General features: G+C 63.0%; 14 protein-coding genes and 3 pseudogenes. 7 read left to right on the top strand and 10 right to left on the bottom strand.

The genetic code is table 11. The features are described from left to right. Window positions 1-826: 826 nt before the first annotated feature. Window positions 827-2287 carry a cytochrome P450 gene (locus tag GO592_RS39500; RefSeq protein ID WP_007297956.1) on the top strand — a complete coding sequence of 487 codons (1461 nt, stop codon included), beginning with the start codon at window positions 827-829 and terminating at the stop codon, window positions 2285-2287. Window positions 2288-2456: 169 nt separating this feature from the next. Here the strand turns inward: GO592_RS39500 and GO592_RS39495 are convergent. The 6 genes and pseudogenes from GO592_RS39495 to GO592_RS39470 all read right to left on the bottom strand — a co-directional run. Beyond that, a pseudogene (locus tag GO592_RS39495) lies at window positions 2457-2648 on the bottom strand (transposase); the annotation flags it as partial. A gap of 91 nt (window positions 2649-2739) precedes the next feature. Then, window positions 2740-3936 carry an NAD(P)/FAD-dependent oxidoreductase gene (locus tag GO592_RS39490; protein WP_007297955.1) on the bottom strand — a complete coding sequence of 399 codons (1197 nt, stop codon included), beginning with the start codon at window positions 3934-3936 and terminating at the stop codon, window positions 2740-2742. A 5-nt stretch (window positions 3937-3941) separates the two neighbouring features. After that, the gene (locus tag GO592_RS39485) at window positions 3942-4133 is read right to left on the bottom strand and encodes a ferredoxin (protein WP_007297954.1); all 192 of its coding nucleotides are present in this window, start codon (window positions 4131-4133) and stop codon (window positions 3942-3944) included. A 12-nt stretch (window positions 4134-4145) separates the two neighbouring features. Further along, window positions 4146-5447 (bottom strand): cytochrome P450, encoded by a 1302-nt coding sequence (locus GO592_RS39480; RefSeq protein WP_007297953.1) that lies wholly within the window; start codon window positions 5445-5447, stop codon window positions 4146-4148. A gap of 379 nt (window positions 5448-5826) precedes the next feature. Next, complete coding sequence (locus GO592_RS39475; RefSeq protein WP_193384909.1) at window positions 5827-7230, bottom strand: cytochrome P450; 1404 nt, start codon at window positions 7228-7230, stop codon at window positions 5827-5829. Window positions 7231-7264: 34 nt separating this feature from the next. Continuing rightward, window positions 7265-7783: a PaaI family thioesterase gene (locus GO592_RS39470; protein WP_012686937.1), complete on the bottom strand. Its 519-nt coding sequence runs from the start codon at window positions 7781-7783 to the stop codon at window positions 7265-7267. A gap of 266 nt (window positions 7784-8049) precedes the next feature. On the opposite strand from GO592_RS39470, the gene GO592_RS39465 reads away from it, so the two are divergent. Next, window positions 8050-8670: a TetR/AcrR family transcriptional regulator gene (locus GO592_RS39465; RefSeq protein WP_308821644.1), complete on the top strand. Its 621-nt coding sequence runs from the start codon at window positions 8050-8052 to the stop codon at window positions 8668-8670. A gap of 148 nt (window positions 8671-8818) precedes the next feature. Here the strand turns inward: GO592_RS39465 and GO592_RS45320 are convergent. Then, a pseudogene (locus tag GO592_RS45320) lies at window positions 8819-9150 on the bottom strand (ABC transporter ATP-binding protein); the annotation flags it as partial. Continuing rightward, window positions 9151-10245: pseudogene (locus GO592_RS39460) on the bottom strand (IS630 family transposase). 87 nt (window positions 10246-10332) lie between these two features. Here GO592_RS39460 and GO592_RS46125 point away from each other — a divergent pair. Then, window positions 10333-10710, top strand: a complete 378-nt coding sequence (locus GO592_RS46125; protein WP_162130651.1) for a hypothetical protein — start codon at window positions 10333-10335, stop codon at window positions 10708-10710. Window positions 10711-10996: 286 nt separating this feature from the next. Here GO592_RS46125 and GO592_RS39450 read toward each other — a convergent pair whose 3' ends face one another. Further along, window positions 10997-14461 (bottom strand): serine/threonine-protein kinase, encoded by a 3465-nt coding sequence (locus tag GO592_RS39450; protein WP_007297946.1) that lies wholly within the window; start codon window positions 14459-14461, stop codon window positions 10997-10999. Window positions 14462-14519: 58 nt separating this feature from the next. Between GO592_RS39450 and GO592_RS39445 the strand changes: the two genes are divergently transcribed. Next, window positions 14520-14708, top strand: a complete 189-nt coding sequence (locus GO592_RS39445) for a hypothetical protein (RefSeq protein WP_012686933.1) — start codon at window positions 14520-14522, stop codon at window positions 14706-14708. Between the two features lie 400 nt (window positions 14709-15108). On the opposite strand, the gene GO592_RS39440 is transcribed toward GO592_RS39445, so the two are convergent. Next, window positions 15109-15771: a response regulator transcription factor gene (locus tag GO592_RS39440; protein WP_007297945.1), complete on the bottom strand. Its 663-nt coding sequence runs from the start codon at window positions 15769-15771 to the stop codon at window positions 15109-15111. Window positions 15772-15846: 75 nt separating this feature from the next. Here GO592_RS39440 and GO592_RS39435 point away from each other — a divergent pair, with 75 nt between their 5' ends. The 3 genes from GO592_RS39435 (at window position 15847) to GO592_RS39425 (ending at window position 19676) form a co-directional block, all read left to right on the top strand. After that, window positions 15847-17166: a sensor histidine kinase gene (locus GO592_RS39435; RefSeq protein ID WP_012686932.1), complete on the top strand. Its 1320-nt coding sequence runs from the start codon at window positions 15847-15849 to the stop codon at window positions 17164-17166. A 374-nt stretch (window positions 17167-17540) separates the two neighbouring features. Further along, the gene (locus GO592_RS39430) at window positions 17541-18647 is read left to right on the top strand and encodes an NDMA-dependent alcohol dehydrogenase (RefSeq protein WP_007297943.1); all 1107 of its coding nucleotides are present in this window, start codon (window positions 17541-17543) and stop codon (window positions 18645-18647) included. A 48-nt stretch (window positions 18648-18695) separates the two neighbouring features. Beyond that, entirely contained in the window at window positions 18696-19676 is a 981-nt protein-coding gene (locus GO592_RS39425; protein WP_007297942.1) for a R2-like ligand-binding oxidase, read from the top strand. Window positions 19677-19698: the final 22 nt, after the last annotated feature.

The raw sequence follows: 19698 nt of genomic DNA, 5'->3' as shown, positions 1-19698 counted from the left end.
CCGACTCGAGCCTACTGCTGCCGCTTGGGCGCGTTGCCCTGCTCCTGATCGTGTTCCGGTCCTCTTGCACGGCGCCGACTGACATCTAGCAGTTCCTCCTCCGACAAACATTGAGACAATGTCGCACTATTGACAAAGATTACTATTCTGTCGAGACTGGCCAGACGTGTGTTAGACCCCACATCGCAGGGAGAATCGATGACCTCAGCCTTGTCCGCCGAGCGTCTGCGCCCCGTAACTCCGATACGCCGCCTTCGACACGAAGCTGGCGAAACGCCACCCTTGAGACGCTGGATGCGCCACGACATGGGAAACACATGAGCACGGCGGCACCCTGGCGGTGTACGGCCCGGTCTTCGGCACCGTCCCGGACCGCGCGCGTCTGTCACGTACGAGGTGACAGCGCTTCGGGATGGGCAGCCAAGACGGGACTGCGACGGCCTTGGATCGCGGGTCACCTGGATACTACGTTTCCGAGACTGTTTGCTGGCCACCGAAGAACACCTTGCTACAGTCCGAACAGGCGAACCCCGGCAAGAGGCTTCGATCGAAGTCCCCTGGTCTGCGACTTCCGCGAAATTCCTCGCCGAAGAGCAATCCCCGCACGCAAACACTGCTCACCGCGACCAAGCTGCTGTCGATCAGATACCGGCCTTTTCCGGTGGTCGGCGTCATCAGCGCCTGCAACGTCCCACTGGTGGTATGAACGCGGGCCGAACAGATTGCACGCCCACCCGAGATCGGAGCGGTGAACCGGCGGCAACCACCGAGACCGCGCCCGCAAAGCCCTAGACAACTAGGCGACAGACGTCAAGGACGGTACCCCATGGTCAATCTGATTCACGCTCCGCTGGACAAGGCGCGCGAACGCGTGTCATCCGTCGTGATGCTCCCCGCGCCACGACGGATCGAGAACGCACTGCGCAGCTTCAGCCACAAATGGCCGACCCGCCACCTCGCTGAGCCACCGTCGGGCAGCGGACTCAAGCCGGTCGAAGGCGACCGAGGACTGCCGCTGCTCGGGCACACTCTGGACTACATCCGCTTCGGCTCGGATTTCACCCGCGACCGGTACAACCAGTTCGGACCGGTTTGTTGGATGGGAGCCTTCGGCACCCGAATGGTCATCGTCTCCGGGCCGGACGCTACCCAACACGTGCTCACCAACAAGGACAAGGCCTTCTCCCAAGACGGCTGGACTTATCTCATCGACAAGTTCTTCCACCGCGGCCTGATGCTGATGAGCTTTGATGAGCACCGCATGCACCGGCGCATCATGCAGGAGGCCTTCACCCGCGACCGGCTCGCCGGCTACGCCAACCAGGTAGGCCCCTGCGTGCGGGAGAACGTGCCGACCTGGCCGACCGACAGCACGCTACGCATCTATCCACGTTTGAAGAACCTCACGCTCGACATCGCCACCGAAGTGTTCATGGGCGGGTGCGGCGGCGGAGAGGACGCCGCAGCGATCAACCAGGCCTTCGTCGCCACCGTGCGTGCCGCGAGTTCAATCGTGCGGGCACCGTTGCCCGCCACACGGTGGCGCGCCGGCGTCAAGGGACGGCGAGTGCTCGAGGACTACTTCGCACGACACCTTCCAGAAACGCGGTCCGGCGACGGCAACGATCTGTTCGCCGGACTCTGTCACGCCACCACCGCCGACGGCGAACGCTTCACCGACGACGACGTCATCAGCCACATGATCTTCCTGATGATGGCCGCCCACGACACATCAACGATCACCACGGCCGCGTGCGCCTACTACCTCGCCAAGAACCCGGCCTGGCAGCAACAGGCCCGCGACGAATCAGACGCCCTCGGCGACGATCTACCCGACATCGACGCCCTGGAAGGACTCCAAACCCTCGACCTGATCATCAAGGAGACGCTGCGACTGGTCGCACCCGTACCGATCGTGATGCGCAAGACCGTCGCCGACACCGACGTCCTCGGCCACTACATCCCTGCCGACACCCTCGTCGCTGTCGCACCCGCGGTAAATCACTTCGTCGAGGACTACTGGACCAATCCCGACACCTTCGACCCGAATCGCTTCGCCCCCGACCGTCAAGAAGACCAGTCGCACCGCTTCGCCTGGATTCCCTTCGGTGGCGGCGTGCACAAATGCATCGGACTTCACTTCGGCACACTCGAGGTCAAAGCGATCCTGCACGAGATGCTGCGCGTCTACACCTGGACTGTTCCTGACGACTACACCGTCCGCTGGGACAACACTTCCTTGCCCGTTCCCGTCGACGGACTACCAATCCAGCTCAGCCGCAGATAGCCCACGACAACTTCGAGCAAGCGGGAGTGTGCCTTGCTCCTCTGACCCGAAAATCCCCTTGACCACGGGCGTACGTCGGAGACCCGGCGTAGCTTGCGGATCCGGGTTCTATTGTGGCGGTGCCGGATTCGGTTAGGCAGCTGGCGCGACGGTGACGCGGTAGCCGAGTCCGGCGCGCGGCGATGCGCCGGAACTTCGCCGAGAAATAGGTTCCCTTAGCAGGAGACGGCGAGGGCGGCGGTGCCGGGGCGCCCTTGAGATACCGGTTTCCGGGCCGGGTCTTCGTGGATTTCACCCGACCGGCCGACTCGTTCGACCCCGGCGCGGTACCCGCCCACGAGGCCAGATGCCCTGATGACGCTCGGCGAAAGTGCTCAGACCTGCTCGGTGAAAGTGCTCGCAGTTGCTGTCCGGACTGCGGAGTTACGCGACAAGGTTGATTTCGAACCGACTCATCGGACGCCGGCGCCGGCGAATGTCAGGGCGTCGGCGAAGGTGGCTCCGGCCGCGATTTTGGCGCGATACTTCATGATCTTGCCGGGCTTGTTGACTGCCAACGCGCCGACGAGCAGGTCGCCGCGGCAGTACAGCGCCAGCCAATCGTGGTCATCGATGCTACCGACGACCACAACGTCGTCGGCAGCGCAGATGCCGACCATCTGGATTTTGTCTGTGTACCAGTCCGACCAGAAGTAGGGGACAGTCTGATAGGGAGTGGCGTTGTCAGGATCGAGGGCGTTGCGGGCAGCGAGAGTCCCTTGTTCAGCCGCCGCTGTCCAATGCTCGAGGCGCATCGACTCCCCGAACAGCGGGTGGTTCCATCGGGTGATGTCGCCCGCCGCGTACACCGAGTCAGCGGCCTTCAACGTCGCGTCACACACCACACCGTCGTCGAGGTCGAGGCCCGAATCCGTGAGCCACTCCACAACGGGTTCCGCACCGATCCCCACGACGACGAGATCCGCGTCGAGCACGGTGCCGTCGGAGAGATGCACGTGCTCGATCCGGTCCGTTCCCGTCAGAGCGGTGACCGTGACATCGCAGCGAAGGTCGGTGCCGTTGCGGGTGTGCAGCGCGGCGCACGCCACCGCCATCTGCGGGCCGACAGCGCGGATCAGCGGCAGCGGTGCAGCCTCGACCATCGTGACGGGAAGTCCACGTCGACGGGCGGCGGCGGCGATCTCGGCACCGATGAATCCGGCACCGATGATCACAGTGCGTGCCTGCGCCTCGAGGGCCGTACGAATTGCCTGCGCGTCCTCGACGGTGCGCAGGGTGTGCACTCCGGGCAGCTGTTCGCCGGGCAGGGTGCGGGGACGGGAACCGGTCGCGGCGATCAGGCTGGAATAGTTGATCCGCTCATCGCCGGCGATGATGTGGTGTGTCGCGGTGTCCAGACCGGTGGCAGTGCAACCGAGGCGCACCTCGACACCCAGGTCGGGTAGCGAAGCGGCACCGGGGAACGTGGTAGGCGCCGGTGCCGGGCCCTCGGCGAGGAACCCCTTCGACAGTGGCGGCCGATTGTAGGGCAGGTGCTCCTCGGCGCCGAGCAGCGTGATCGGACCGTGGTAGCCGGTCTTGCGGGCCGACTGGACCGCATGCAGCCCGGCCAACGAGGCACCGACGACAACCAGGCCGGATTCGCTCACCGGGGTCAGTCCTCGATGCTCAGCGCGTCGGTTGGACAGACGCCCACCGCTTCCTCGATCAGCGCGCGGTGGCAGTCGGCGGGGTTGGCGTCGAGAATGTGCAGTGCACCGTCGTCGCCGACCTCGAAGAACTCCGGGGCGGTGGCCTCACACATCCCGGTCGAGGAACACCTGTTTTCATCGAGCACGATTCTCATGTCGTCTCCTTGTCAGTGCGACGGGCTGAACCGGACGGGGAGGTGGTTGACCCCGTGAAAGAAGGTGCTCACGGTGTAGGACGGCGCGCCACACACCTCGATGTCAGGCAAGCGGTGGAGCAACTCGTCGAAGAGCGCAGCGAGCTGCTGGCGGGCGAGCTGGTTTCCTAGACAGTGGTGGATGCCGCCACCCCCGAAGCTCACATGCGGGTTGGGATCGCGGGAGAGGTCGAAGCGTTCCGGATCGGTGAAGACCTCGGTGTCCCAGTTCGCGGAGGCGTAGAACATGACGACCTTGTCACCCTCGGTGATCTGCTGACCGGCCAGTTCGCAGTCGTGGGCGGCGGTCCTGCGGAAGGTCATAATCGGGGTGGCCCAGCGGACCATTTCCTCGACCGCAGTCTTGATGCGGGCATCGAAATCGTCCATCAGCCAGGCGCGCTGGTCGGGGAAGTCGGTGAGGGCCTTCATCGCGTGACTGGTGCTCTGCCGGGTGGTGTCGTTCCCGGCGATGGTGAGCAGCCCGAAGAAGGAGACGATCTCATCGTCGCTGAGCTTTTCGCCGTCGACCTCAGCCTCGACCAGGTTGGTCAGAAGGTCGGACTCGGGATGGTTGCGGCGTTTGCCGATGAGGTCGGCAGCCACCTCACGCAGATATCCCATCGCCTCGAACAGGCGGGGGATCGGCGGTTGGTCCCCCATCAGCTCCGGATCGCTCCATCCGCCCGCGTAGCGAGCTTCGTCCGCGACCTTGCGGCGCACATCCTCAGGCACACCCATCATGTCGCAGATGTTGTGCATCGGCAGCAGTGCCGCGCACTCGGTCACGAAATCCGCCTCGCCCTGGGGTGCGAGGTCATCGACGACTCGTTTCGCGTTGCCGCGGATCTGGGTGTTGATGCGGGTGATCTGCTTCGGGGTGAACGCCGAGGTCAACAGCCGGCGTACCTTGGTGTGCCGGGGCGGGTCCATCGCGATGAAACCCTGTCCGGCGTCGAGCAGTTCCTGCGGCATCGACTCCATCACAATGCCCTCGCCGGACAGGAAGTCCTCGTTCCGCTTGGTGACTTCCACCAGCGCCGCGTGGGACATGACAGCCCAAAAGCCTTGATCGTTGGGGTCTTCGATGAGGAGTTTCTCCACCGGCCGGTGCCAGCTCACCGGGTTCGTCGCGCGCAGATGCGCGAACGTAACTTCCCGTTCGCCGGCGGTCGACGACCAGAACGCGCTCGACGACAGGTCGGTCTCGTCGTACGGCCGTGCGAGGCGCCGTGTGGCGCTCGTCGGGGTAGTGCCAGAGGTCTCGGTGGTCATGGCAGCTCCGTCTGAGGAATCGTGCGAAAGGCGGTTCGAACGACGTCTCCATTCTAGCTAGAGTGTCCATAGTGTGACACTCTGTTTCGGAGTGTAAATCGGGCATGAGCGGGATACGGCGGAGGTCGTGGAGCCCACCGGTAGGCATGTCGGTCAGCGGTCGAGGAAGGCGGTTGACAGCTGCAGTTCGGTCGACGCTGGGGCGGGTATACCGGCGTCGGCTGGATTCGAGACGACCGTGGCCTAAGTTCTGCGACGGGGGTTGCGTAAGTGAACGATGACTCAACCCCCGAGACTTGCCGACCTGCTCGTCTATACCGGGCGCGCATTGGGGAAGCCGTGGCCCGAACCTCGACGGCGTCACAGTGAGAAAATCCCGTCACCGGCAAGATCGCGGACGAGTGGGGAACATCAACTTTCGGTTGATGTCCTGGGAGCGATAGGTGCTAGTTGGTGCTGTCGAGCGGGGTGGAGCAGTGATCAGGTCGACGGCGGCGGGTACGAGGTAAGCCTGCGGACCGCGCAGCGAGCGGGCCGCGACGGTCAGCGCCCGGCGAGGCTCGCCTCCATCTCCGGCAAGAACGCGGCACGGTCGGCGGCGACAGCCGCTCGGAGGATCGCGGGCATGCTTCTGTCGGACGCTGCGGTCGCCACTCCGCTCCGCCCGCGCGATGCGAGATGCGCCGCCTCCGCCGCTGCGTGGACGGCAGGATCGCCGAGGCGGTCGGCCAGTATTTGGCATCCTGAGGCTTGCAGGCTGCGGAAGGATTCCGGCTCCGAAGGCAAGTGGGGGGCGTCCGGTCGGGGTGAGATCGAGAGTGTCGGGGTCGTCGAAGACGTCGGGGTCGCGGTTGGCGGCACCAAGGAGTGTGAGCACGGCCCGCCCTGGGGTCAGGTCGTGGCTGGCGAGGGTGGTCGGGCGCAGCACTGTGCATCCGTTGGTTTGCACGAGGGCGTCGTAGCGCAGGAGTTTCTCGACTGCGGTGCCGACAATTTCGGGTCGTTCGCGGAGCAAGTGCATTTGCTCGGGGTGTGCGCGCAGCGCCGCCACCCCAGTTACCGATGAGATTGGTCGTGGTCTCGAAGCCCGCGGCAAACAGCAGCAGCGCGGTACCACGCATTCGTCGTCGTCGTCGAACGCGTTGTCCCCGCGCGCGGTGGCCAACCTGCTGAGTAGATCGTCGCCCGGCGCTCGGCGTTTTGCCGACAGTAACCCGGTGAAATAGTCGGTCAATCGATCCTCGGCGACGGCCGCGCGCGCGACGGCGGCGGCGTCAGCGCTGGGTTCGAGCGGGGCGACGAGGTCGCGAACCAGCTGCGCCGCCGCCGCACGGTCGTCATCCGGGACACCGAGCATCGTCCCGATCACCGAGACCGGTAAGGGTAAAGCCAGATCGGCAATGATGTCGGCATGGGGTCGCACGCTCATCTTGTCCAGCAGCAACTCGATCTGGGCGATCACCGACGAGCGCAGTTCGTCGATATGACAGGGGTGAACACATCTACCACGATGCGGCGCAACCGCGCGTGGTCGGGTGGGTTGCGAAAGCATCGTGCGCCGAAAACGACGCATCGCGGTGCGCTGCAATTCTTCGGGCCCTTCGCTGAGGCGAAACCCGAGCGATTCGTCGACCTTGCCCAGATTACGGTCTCGTCGCGCGGCGTCACAGTCGTCGTAGCGGGAGAGAATCAGCGCTCCGGTCCGCGTCGACAGTGCCGGGTGAGCGCCGCGCAACCGAGCGAACGCGGCGTAGGGGCCGGCGGGGCCGTGATCGGTGAGCAACGCATCGACGAGCAGCCCCCAGTGCTCGAGGCGGTCACGGGAGGTCCTGGTCGATATCCGTGGTGGACTGGGCACGTGTCAGCGAGGTCGTGAAATGTGCCAGGTCGACGACGATGAACAACGCGCGCGCCGATGCGGCAAGATCCCCGGTGGTCGCTACTTCCATCCGCGCGGTCACGTCGAGTTTGCGCCCGCGACGGCGCTGCAGGTCCGCGGTGATCACGTACCGAGTGCCGAGCAGGACGGGGGCGTGGAATTCGGTGTCGAGGCGCCTAGTGACCGCCATCTCGCCTACGGTGTAGAGCAGCATCCCGAACATGTCGTCGAGGACCGTGGTGACGGCGCCGCCGTGCGCGATCCCCGGAGCGCCCATGTGCCGGTCGTCGAAGACGTGCTCGGCGACGACCCCCTCTCCGCGACGGCGCGCGTGCAGGTGGTGCCCGTGCGGATTATCGGGTCCGCACCCCAGGCACCAACTGTGATGCGGTGGAAGCTCGTCGCCGTCTCGGACAGTCGGATGGTGCTGGTGAAATCTCCCCCACCACTGTCCCAACACCCCCTTGTCGGCGCTCTGCGGTACGCGCAAACCATCAGCCGAGTGTCGTTGTTCACCGCCCTCACCGTGATTGCTACACCTGCGACTCATACGGCACCTTTCGAAGGAGCTTGTACGTCTCAACTCGAAGAATCATTGCATACATATTTTGATCAATTGTATATGCAGATACATAGTCGCATAGTTTGTAAACGCGTTTTCGCTGACCGGCACTATCGGACCAGTGTCGCGATCTGAACACTTGTCACCCATCCGTTAAGGTGATGGTCGTGATCGGGGAATCCCTGCGGATGTCTTATCGGCGGCACATGCGAGAGGAAGCCTTGCGTGCGACGCAGACGTTGATCACCGAAAAAGGGTGGAACAAGGTCCGCTTCAGTGACGTCGCTGCCATGATCGGAGTTTCGCGTCCGACGTTGTACAAAGAGTTCGCCAGCAAAAATGAGCTCGGGGACGCCCTCGTACTACGTGAAACGGAGCGGTTCCTCACGGGAATACAGACCATCCTCGACACCAACACCGACTCCGTCCCGAGGGCTATCACCGAAGCGGTGCAATACACCCTCGACGAAGCAGTCGAGAGTCCGTTGCTTCGCGCAGCGCTGACCGCACCGCTCGATGACCTCCGGGGGGAATCGAGCGTACTGCGCTTGGTCGCCACGTCCACATCAATGCTCGAACTTGCCACGCAACGGCTGATCAGCTGGTTCGATGAACACTTACCCAACCATGACCGCGCCGACATCGACCACGCCGTCGACGTGCTGATCCGGCTCACGGTCAGCCACATAGTCCTGCCCGCCGCCGATGGCAACGTACACCGAGAGAATGTGGAGACCTGTCGGCAGATTTCTGATGTCGTTCTCCGTTTCCTTCGTCTGTGAGGACATTCTGTGAGGACATGACCGGAGCTCCATGCGTCGACCTGGACGCCTCAGATCACTCATCTCAGCTGACCGGAGTTGGAGCTTCACGAGCGGCCCGCCCCGCCAGGCGTGATGCGGGATCTGACACGAGATGGGTTCGGTCGAACTATGCCGGCGTCCAAATATTCGCACCACCCGCGGGAAGGACCTGTGTGTCCTGTTCGGCGTCGATGCTTTCCCTGATGGCCGCCTGCGCGTTGGGGGCAGCGTATGCATGATCTCCCTGACCGCTCCTGACGACGGAACACGGCCTCGCGAAACGGCAGCCCTGGAGTCGGCTGAATCTGCGCGACAATGCCTTCCATCTCTCTTCCGTGCCGCCACGATGATGGCCAGCCTCGACCAACGCCTGCTCCCGGGCAATCTGCGATTCATCCTTCTCCTCGCTCATACCGATGGGCCGATTCGGCGACCACTGAGGAACTGTTCCACGACGGGCTAGTGTCCCGCGTCAGAAATTCGTGAGATATATTTGGCGAGGGAATCGAGGATCTCCTCGGCGGTCTTGTGCCAGACGAACGGCTTCGGGTCGTCGTTCCAGGTCTTGATCCAGTTGCGAACGTCTTTCTCCAGTGCTGCAACGCTTTTGTGTACACCACGGCGGAGCAGCTGATCGGTCAGGAATGCGAACCAGCGCTCGACCTGATTGATCCAGGAGGACCCGGTCGGGGTGAAGTGGACGTGAAAACGTGGGTGCTTGGCCAACCAGTCGCCTACTGCCGGCGTCTTGTGGGTGGCCAGGTTGTCGCAGACGAGATGCACGTCCAACTCGTCGGGGACGGCCTTGTCGATCGCGGTGAGGAACTTCTTGAACTCCACGGCCCGGTGACGTCGATGAAGCTCGGAGATCACCGTACCGTCGGCGATGTTGAATGCCGCGACTCCCCCAAGGACTACGTCCAGGGAGGTACCCCCAGGCTGGTGACGCCGCTGCGGGCGTAGTCATGACTGCGCCGTTCCGGCATGCCGGGCATCATCGGCAGCACCGGCTGGGAACGGTTTGAATGCCTACATCTGGCCCTCCTCGTCCACACAGAGGATAACGGCATGCTCGGGCGGATTATGGTAAAGGCCAACAACATCGACAACCTTGTCCACGAACTGCGGATCCGTGGACAGCGTGAAACCGTCGGTCAGATGCGGTGTGAGTTCGAACTTGCGCCAGATCCGGCCGATCGTCGACGGTGACAGGCCGGTGCGCTTGGCCATCGCGGTACGCGACCAGTGCGTCGCATTGGCCGGGGTGGTTTCCAGTGTCGCGGTGACCACGTCTTCGACCCGGTCCAGCAAGATCGAGGGCGGACGACCCGGTCGAGGTTCGTCGACCAAGCCGTCGAGGCGTCGGTCGACGAAGCGCCCGCGCCATTTGTTGACCGTGTTAGCGGATATCCCCAGGTCTGCCGCGACTTGCTTGTTGGTCATCCCCGGCTCCGCGCAGGCCAACACGATCCGCGACCTCAGTGCCAACGATTGGGGGGTTTTCGCTCGCCGCGACCATCGAACGAGTTGTTCGCGTTCGTTATCGGTCAACATCAACTCAGCCTTCGGGCGTCCGGTTCGAGGCATGCCTCGGTATATCAAGTTAAAGCACGAATTTATGGCGTACGACACTAGTCGCTGGTGAGGAGGACCTCCCTGGGGGCCGAACATCACCAGATACCTACGAAAGAGCATTCCGATGTTGTCAAGCACGGTGCGCGCGACGGAAATATTGTGGGTCACGATCAAGATGGTGGCGTCGATCTGCGCATTGATATCGATCAACAGCTGGCTGAGGTAGGCCCGGCGGACCGGGTCGAGACCGGAGTCCGGCGCATCGCACAAAATGAGCTGCGGGTCGAGAACCAGAGCGCGAGCGAGACCGGCACGTTGTCGCATTCCGCCGGAGATCTCGCCCGGGAGCTTGTATCGGTCGCTGATTCACATTCCGTCGCTTTCGAGCAGGTGCAGATACCTGCGGAATATCACCAAGACGGGTGGTGTCGTCATCGTGAATAGCGAGCGTGCGGCGCATCTCGTCCTGGACCGAGGGCACCACTTCCCAGTCCGGGTAGTGGATCATCCCCAGCTCGGGTACCTACCCATCGCCCATGCCCTCCCTCATCCGCTGCCGTGGTGCGGCGGCCCCGTGTCGGGCCAATTCCGTGGCCTCCCTCCGCTCCGCACGTTCTACCTTCGCTGCGTGCGCGTGCTGGTTGTCTTCACGTGGCCCACGACCCCGTTCATCCTTACGCCTTTGGCGCCGGACCGCTTGCCCGTGAATACGAGCGGTCAGCGGCTGAACTCAGACATCGCGGCCCATGGCATCGGTGAGGAACGAGGCGGTCACATCGGGCCACCGCCGTAACCATCGATCACCGGAGCGGACGTCTTCGAGAAGCTGGGACAGAACATGTGGAATTTCCGCACCGCCATCGAGCAGCAAACGCGGTAGTCCGAGAACGGCACACTGCGACGCGACTGGAGCCAGCGTCCGTTTGGCCTCGTCCATCCGGCCCGCCGATGCAAGGCAGTGCACCAGCAGCAATGTCGACACCATCAGTGCTCGCGGCCGCTTTTGCTTCTTCACGCTCTCGACCAGCGCTCGCCCACGGGCGAGGGCCGCTTCGATGGATGCGTCAGAACGGTCGGCGAGGAGCAGCATTATCGTCGAATCTTCGTCGAATTGAGATGAGACCTCCGCGATCCCGTTCTCCATCTCCTCTCGAGGGCCGGCATCTTTCAGACGCGCTTCCAAAGAGGGATCGATTGGCAATCCGGCGCGAATTCGCTCGTTCACAATGCGCTTGGCCAAACGCGGAAGATGGAGCTTCTCCGCTATCCTCGCCCCTTCCTCCAGACGGATCGTCGCGGAATCACGGTCTCCGCGAAGTACCTTGATCCGTGATCCAACGCCGTAGGTGGCGAGCATGATGTCGACGACACCACCTTCGGGGCCGAGTTCGTTGCTGCGATCGAGCAACTCTTCCGCGCCGTCGATGGCGCCCTTGTCGTACAGCACAGAACCGAGAAGTGCGCCAGCGAGGCGTGCGGCGTGACTGTGCATGCCGGTCTGTCGTGCGAGCGCCAGTGCGGTATGAAAGATGTTCTCGGCCTCCCCGACGTCGAGAACCTCGTATGCTGCTACTCCAGCCATGCAGTGGCCGTAGACCGCACTGAACGGCCCGACGGTCTGCTCGTGATACCTGCGTGCCCAGTCCTGCCATCGCCGAGCTGCCGCGAACTCGAAGTTGTGAATCGCCAGAAACGACGCCACATCGCTCGCGGCCGACGCGACGAAAGGACGCAAACCGTCAGGATCTCGGAGAATGTCGTCGATCAGGTCCTGAACACCCTCGCTCTGATCGGCGAGGACCTTTGCGACTGCTCGGACCAAGTTTGCTTCGCGGGCGATAGCACGCTGTTCCCACTCGGTCATCGACTCCGAATCGAGGGAGGAAGAGAGACGGTCGAGCGCGAGTTGCATGACCTTCGGCCGCTGTAACAACACATTTCCCCACGCGACGGTGAGCTGAAGACGCGGTCGATTGTATGCCACAGCGGGGGGAAGCTTCGCGACAAGACCAAGCAATGTTGCCATCCTGGAGTTCTCGATCAACTCCATTCCACCTGATTCGACCAGATGAGCGGCACGATCGAAATCCTTCGCCGCCATTACGTGATCGACTGCCTCACTGAGCATTCCGTGGTCCTCGAACCAGGTCGACGCAGTGAGATGCAGTTCTCGGGCCCTTGCCGGATCGACTCGTTCGAGTCGACGTTGGAGGAACTCGGCGAACAGATGGTGGTAGCGGAACCATTCCTTGTCATCGTCGATGCTGGTCAAGAAGAGATCCCGACCTTCGGCTTCCTCGAGCAGTGCCTGGCCAGATTGCAGGCCGGTTAGTTTTGCGGCTAGGTCGCCGCAGACCTTCTCGGCGATCGCCGTGGCCATCAGGAAATCGAGTAGGTGGGGCTCGAGCGTGTGAAGCACGTTGGCCACGAGATACTCGCCGATGGCATGATGCCGTCCAGACAGATGTCTGATGAACTCTGCCGGATCGTCCCGGCCGCGAAGCGACAGCGATGCCAACTGCAGCGCGGCCGCCCATCCGTCCGTCGCGATGGCCAGTTCAGTGACCTCCGATTCGCTTAGCCGCAGGCCATTGACGTCGAGGAGGAAAGCCTTCGCTTCCGAGGCATCGAACCGCAGTGCGTCCGGGTCTATTTCCACGAGTTCGTCGCTCACCCGCATCCTGCTCAGGGGTAGACCGGCCTGAGTGCGACTCGTCACTACCAGCTGCAGATGGTGACACCCATGGTCGAGGAGGAAGTCCATGGCCTCGATCGTTTCGTCTGCGCTCACCCGATGCCAATCATCGATGACGACCACCAAACGCTCGCCACTGGAATGGATCTCGTCGATCAGCGAACTCAGTACGTATCGGGCCGCGTCCGGGGGATGGTCTTCGAGGATCTGTCCGAGCTCACGCGCCAGGGCGGGGCGAACCTGGCGGACTGCTTCTACCAGATGGGCGAGAAACCAGACCACATTGTTGTCGTCGGGGTCGACGCTCAGCCATGCGACTGAGGCACCGTCCTCGACCAGAACGCCTCGCCACTGCGACGCCAGCGTGCTTTTGCCGAAGCCGGCGGGCGCATGTATCAGGACCAATCTGCGGTGCGCACCACTTTGCAGAGTGTCGATCAGCCTGCGCCGCACCACCAATGGTCGAGTGGAGGTGGGCGGACGGAACTTGGTCGAGGCGCTCGGCGGTGTGGATGTCGCCGCAGGCATCCACCCAGCCTCATGTGCCCTACCAACCGGTTGGTCCGCGGAACGGTTCGCGAAAGTATCGGTTCCTGTGGGCCCTGCAAGCGCCATATCCGCGCTGTACAATCCGTGCTTCTCTCGGATTCCCCGGAGTTCATCTCCGAGAGCGACGGCCGATTGGGGGCGGTCTGTTGGAGACTTGGCCATCGCATGCTCAATTGCGGCCACCACATCGGGTGGAAAATTCCGCATACGGAGGTCGGGGATCGACGCACGGGTGATTCGTACGAACTGAGCAACAACGCCCTCGCCGGCCCGGCGTTCGAACGCTGCGTGTCCGGTCATCAACGTGAAGAGCGTCGAGCCGAGTCCGTAGATATCGGATACCGGTCCGGGTGCCTGACCCTGCAGCAATTCCGGGGCGGTGTAGGCGGGCGAGCCTGCGATGTGTCCCGTCGAAGTCTTGAAGGCGCCGCCGACCCGCGCGATGCCGAAGTCGGCTAACTGAGGCTCCCCGTAGTCGGTGATCAGGATGTTGGCCGGCTTCACGTCGCGGTGCAATATCTCGAGGTCGTGTGCTGTGTGTAGAGCGCCAGCGAGCTTGATCCCGACCTGAAGGACATCCGGCCAGGGCAAGGGGCCGTGGCGTCGAACCCACGCTTCCAGCGAATCGCGCGCGTGGAATGGCATCACGATATACGGGCGCCCTGCCGCGAGAACTCCCACCTGCAGTATCTGGACGATATTCGGATGCCCGGACAATCTTCCCATGACCCGTTGTTCTCGGACGAAGCGTTCGCGCTCGTCACGTTCGAAGCCTTCATTCAAGACCTTGATCGCGACTGTTCGATCCAATGCGGTCTGAACACAACGGTAGACGACGCCGAAGCCTCCGCGACCAACTTCCAGCGCGTCGTTGAAGCCTTCGGCTTCGAGCTCGGAGACGACTGAGAGCGCTACGTCGCGTTCAGTCCGTGCGGGCTCTGCATCGGCCATCTCCTAATCCTGGTCTCCCTGGCGATGCCTGCGTTAGCATTTTCTGGAAAGAATACGAATGCCCATCGTCCAACCGCCATGGGCGGAAGAACTGACCCGCAGGGCCATCATGGTGGGCCGGGCGCCTGCACAGGACGTCCGCGTCGCGGCGCAGGTGCCGTACCGACGCGCCTCGCCGCAGAGGAATCGTGGTGGGGTGGACGGCACGGAATACCTGGGACTCGTAGCGTCACCGCCGTGGTGGTGAACCAGTCGGCTCCGGCCAGCGTTTGTCGTGCTCGCCGCTCAGGGTGCCCGTTAGTAATGATGGTCAACGATGTGTGCCCGAGCAGCTTGGAGACCATTCCGACAGGGATTTCGCCCTAGCCTGGGTGGCGTAGGTGTGCCGGCCCCAGACCGTGTTGACGTTGGCTGGACTGGGCCTTTTTTGGGGGGGTGGCCGGTGCTTGACATGCCCTCACGGCCCGTTGCGCTGCTCAGGCATAGGCGGGCCGACCACCCACGCAGTTGGCGTCAGCGAGCTTCGATCGTGTGCCATCGGGCACTATCTCATCGTGTTGGCCACACCCGGGGCGCTGACCGCGGCCCTTACGTCCACTTCTGGTTGCACAACCGGGCCAGGAACTTCATAGATCTGGCGACGACGCTCAGTCGACTGTGCTCGTGCCGAGGAGCCCGTAGTGACCGGCCAAGCCGGCCGCGACGACCCGATTCGGCGCCCCCAGTTTGTTGAGCAGCGCTGCCACCATTCGTTTGGTTGTGCGTTCGGAGACGAGCATGTGCTTGGCGATCTCCGTGGTCTCCAGGCCGCGGGAGAGCAGAACCCAGAGTCGAATCTCCTCCACGGCCAGTTTGTCGAGCAGGCTTTGCGGAGGGTGCCGGACAGAATCGAGAAGTACGGTCAACAAATCAGGTGCGATGACTCGTAGACCGGCGGCCACGGTCAAGAGCGGAGCTACCAGTACGTGTGGGTCCGCCGACTTTGGTAGAAATCCGTCGGCGCCGGCTCGTAAGGCTTCCTCGGCGAGCTTGTAGTCCGTCGTCCCGGACAGCACGACGACTTTCGTGTCGGGGTATCGGGACTTGATTTGACGAATCGCCAGCATTCCGCCGGTCGGGGGCATCGTGAGATCGACGATTGCGATGTCTGCACCGCACGAGCCGACCAGGGCCAGGGCCTCATCTGCTCGGTTGGTGATGCCGCCTACCTCGAAACGGTCGGCGTCCTGCGCCTCGAGGAGCATTGCCAGCCCTTGCGTGAACAAATCATGATCATCGATCAGGGCCAATATCAGTTTCTGGTCACGCATTGCCTCACCCGAATTAGTGTCATGCCACAGTGATTACACATCAAACGACTGGTTGAGTGTAAGTGGGAGGTAACCATGTCGGCCGTTCCGTGGTGGCGCTCGTCGGGATCCAGTATGCACTCGGGCACGGAATCGTTTAGCGATACCGATATCCGAACGATCCAGCGGATCATCATCAGCGTCCGTTGTGGTGTCGTGCTGTCGGTGGGGGTGCTGCTGGCGGTGGGAGCGGGCAATGTACGCGAGCATCTCGGGTGGGCGCTACTTCTCCTCGGTATCTCGACCGTGTATTCGCTCACGGGGTTCTACTATCCGTCGACTGAACTGGGGAGCATGAGGGCGTCCGCAATCGTGACTACCCTGGACGCGGGGCTGTCGCTCGGGTTCATCGCGACAACCGGCGGTAGGGAAAGTCCCACCGTGGCGTTGCTGTTTCTGGTTATCATCGCCGCGGCGACGCGATTGTCTTTTGCGGGTACCGTCCTGCTCTCCCTTGCGCTGGGTGTGTCGTATTTCCTCCTCGCACTCACTGTGAACTCCGCGGACACGCCGCTCGAGGTTCGACTACAGGCCGGGCTGTGGTGGCCGCTATATCTGTTGTTCACCGCCGCATTGACGGCGGCCTTCACGTTGCTCACCGAAGGCGCGGCGCAAGCGCAGGCGGCGGCGCGGGCCGAAGCGGCCGCCGAACACGCGGCCGCCGAGGAGGAACGGGACCTGCGTGCTCGATTGCTGAAGTCGTATGAGGCCCAGGAGACTGGCCTACAGGTCATTTTGCACGAATTACGAACGCCGATCGCTTCTTTGAAGGCCCTGGCCGACGCAGGTCAACGCAATCTACCGGCCCACGATACTCAACGGGCCAGGGACCTGATCGCGGCACATGCAGGTCACCTGTCGGCGATGATGGATGCTCTGGGGGATGTTGCAGCGAGCCGTCGACCCACGTTCAGCACCGGGCATCGGCAGCTGGTTCTTCTGCACGACTTCCTGCTTGCCACCGCAGACGCCGTCGGCCTGGTCCCTCCTCAACTTCGGATGACGATCTCGCCACCGGATGTCCGGTGCCGGTTCGATCCGCAGTTGCTTCGCCGCGTGATCACCAATCTGCTCACGAACGCCAGTCGGCACGGACGGGGTGAGCCGGTCGACATAGTCGCTCGAGTGAGTCGGTCCGAATTGCATCTCGAGATCCTCGATCGCGGCCCCGGGCTACCTCCCGAGCTGGCTTCCATCGTCACCAAGAAGTTCGTGTCCGTCGGTGATCAGCGTGGTAGCGCGGGACTCGGCTTGTGGATCGCCGATCAGATCGTGATCTCGCTGAATGGGCGCTTGCACTTCGGTGCGCGGACAGGTGGTGGCCTCGCGGTGTACCTCGAAGTGCCCATTACGTGAGTGGAGGGCCAGTCCCGGCGCCTGGGTGTCGCGAATCCGAGGCGATGCCCGCCCGGTGCACTCCTCCGCAGTCTGTCGAAGTGGCCGCGTAGCCCTCGCGCGACCCGGCACGGCACGGTGATCAACGAATTCTCAGGTGATCGATCAGTCCACGACCTATAGGGCGCCCCGGTACCGGGCTCGCCGGTAACGCCCGGCTACCTATGTGACCGCGCCAAGGGAACAACTCGGTACACCGTGGTCGAGCCGTGGCATACATAGTCCTGCACCTGGCCCCCAGGGGCCATCAGCGGCACGCGCGGCTCGCGCGAACACCCCCCAATCATTGTGATGATGGTTACACGCCGTTCCGCGAGTGAGGGAGTCAACAGCCCGTGAAGACAAAAGCAGCAGTCCTGTGGGGTCAGAACGAGAAGTGGCAGGTCGAGGAGATCGACTTGGATCCACCCGGCGAGGGCGAGGTTCTGATCAAGCTGACCGCCAGCGGACTGTGCCATTCCGACGAACACCTGGTCACAGGCGACTTGCCTTTCCCCTACCCGCTCGTGGGAGGGCATGAGGGCGCCGGTGTCGTCGAGGCAGTAGGGGCGAACGTCGCCGACATTTCCGAGGGTGATCACGTCGTCATGATGTTCCTGCCCGCATGCGGCCGGTGCTCGTACTGCGTACGCGGGATCGGCAACTTGTGCGATTCCGGTGCCGCGGTGATGCTCGGACCCCAACTCGACGGGACGTACCGGTTCCATGCGCGCGGCGAGGATGTCGGTCAAATGTGTTTGCTCGGAACCTTTTCCGAATACACGGTCGTCCCAGCAGCATCGGTGGTGAAGATCGATGACGGCATTCCCCTGGACAAGGCTGCGCTGGTGGGCTGTGGAGTAACGACCGGGTACGGCAGCGCAGTTCGTTCGGGTGAGGTGCGAGCCGGCGACGCCGTCGTCGTCATCGGCGCAGGAGGCATCGGCATGAACGCGATCCAGGGAGCACGGATCGCCGGCGCCCGCATGATCATGGCCGTTGACCCGGTCGAGTTCAAACGCACCAAGTCACGCGAGTTCGGCGCCACGCACACCGCTTCGTCGGTCGACGAGGCGTGGAACGTGGTCAGCGAACTCACCCGCGGCCAGCTCGCGGATGTCTGCGTCATCACCACCGATGTCGCCGAGGGCGCCTATATGACACCCGCCCTGAGCCTCGTCGGCAAGCGGGGCCGAGTCGTCGTTACCGCCATCGGCCACCCCGAGGAAACCACCATCACGACAAACCTTCTCGAATTGACCCTCTACGAAAAGCAAATCCGAGGATCGCTGTTCGGATCATCGAACGGTCAGCACGACATTCCCCGCTTGCTCGAGCTGTACACCCTCGGACAGTTGAAGCTCGACGAGCTGGTAACAACCGAGTACGACCTCGAGGACATCAACCAGGGCTACGCAGATATGCGCGACGGAAAGAACATCCGTGGCGTGATCCGCTACTGAGTTCGCATTCTCCTCCACCAAACGCGCACCACTAGAAAAGGAAATGGTATGGCAATCGACCGCGTTATCGAGCATGGCAAACGAAGCGGATTTGGCAGCCTCAGCGAGGGCGGCCTGCGAATGAATTCATTCGCAATGAAATTGTTCCGCAAGGGAAACAAGAAGTTCTGGGACCCCGAAGCCATCGACTTCTCCCAGGACGCCCAAGACTTCGCCGGACTCTCCGATGAAGAAAAGCGGCTCACCTGCATCCTCGCCGCACATTTCATCGCCGGCGAGGAGTCGGTGGCACAGGATCTGCAGCCCTTCATGTCGGCGATGGCCGCCGAGGGCAGGCTGGCCGACGAGGCCTACCTCACCCAGTTCACCTTCGAAGAAGCCAAGCACATGCAGGCGTTCCGACTTTGGTTCGACGCAGTGGGACTGAGCAGCGATCTCCACGAATATGTGGATTACAGCGAGCCTTACCAGCGGATCTTCACCGAGGAACTCCCCAAGTCGCTGTACGCACTGACCACGGACCCGTCGCCGGCGGCCCAGATCCGCGCCTCGGTCACCTACAACCACGTGGTCGAGGGATGCCTCGCGCTCACCGGCTACTACGCCTGGGCCAAGGTCTGCAAGAGTCGCAACATCCTGCCCGGGATGCAGGAAGTGATCAAGCACATCGGTGACGATGAGCGTCGGCACATGGCCTGGGGCACGTTCACCTGCCGGCGGCATGTGGCCGCCGACGACCGGAACTGGGATGTCGTAGACGAGCGCATGCAGGAGCTGTTGGAGCCCGCCCTGCAGCTGATCGTCAGGATCTTCGACACCTTCGACGAAATCCCGTTCGGTATCACCATCGACGAGATGACCGACTACGGGATGGACAAGCTCAACCGACGGCTCGAGTCGATCGAAAGCGCGCGCGGCAGGCCGCTGGAGGAGATCGACGAGGACTACTCCCCGATGCAGCTCGAGGACAAGTTCGCCGCGGAAGACGAGCTCCAGTTGTCCCAACTTCTGACGAGTGCCACCTCCTGACCCGTCCGGTGTCGTGTCGCAG

Source organism: Rhodococcus sp. 21391 (assembly GCF_016772255.1).
Lineage (GTDB): Bacteria > Actinomycetota > Actinomycetes > Mycobacteriales > Mycobacteriaceae > Rhodococcus_F > Rhodococcus_F opacus.
The sequence above is the reverse complement of the archived record's forward strand: the minus strand, read 5'-3'. Positions and strand labels throughout refer to the sequence as shown.

Excerpts from the sequence above, each read along its gene's own strand:
- GO592_RS39480 (WP_007297953.1), bottom strand. The coding sequence starts at position 5,447 with ATGACCACCGAGACCTCTGGCACTACCCCGACGAGCGCCACACGGCGC.
- GO592_RS39485 (WP_007297954.1), bottom strand. The coding sequence starts at position 4,133 with ATGAGAATCGTGCTCGATGAAAACAGGTGTTCCTCGACCGGGATGTGT.
- GO592_RS39465 (WP_308821644.1), top strand. The coding sequence starts at position 8,050 with ATGGTCGTGATCGGGGAATCCCTGCGGATGTCTTATCGGCGGCACATG.
- GO592_RS39440 (WP_007297945.1), bottom strand. The coding sequence starts at position 15,771 with ATGCGTGACCAGAAACTGATATTGGCCCTGATCGATGATCATGATTTG.
- GO592_RS39500 (WP_007297956.1), top strand. The coding sequence starts at position 827 with ATGGTCAATCTGATTCACGCTCCGCTGGACAAGGCGCGCGAACGCGTG.
- GO592_RS39445 (WP_012686933.1), top strand. The coding sequence starts at position 14,520 with ATGCCCATCGTCCAACCGCCATGGGCGGAAGAACTGACCCGCAGGGCC.
- GO592_RS39450 (WP_007297946.1), bottom strand. The coding sequence starts at position 14,461 with ATGGCCGATGCAGAGCCCGCACGGACTGAACGCGACGTAGCGCTCTCA.
- GO592_RS39435 (WP_012686932.1), top strand. The coding sequence starts at position 15,847 with ATGTCGGCCGTTCCGTGGTGGCGCTCGTCGGGATCCAGTATGCACTCG.
- GO592_RS39425 (WP_007297942.1), top strand. The coding sequence starts at position 18,696 with ATGGCAATCGACCGCGTTATCGAGCATGGCAAACGAAGCGGATTTGGC.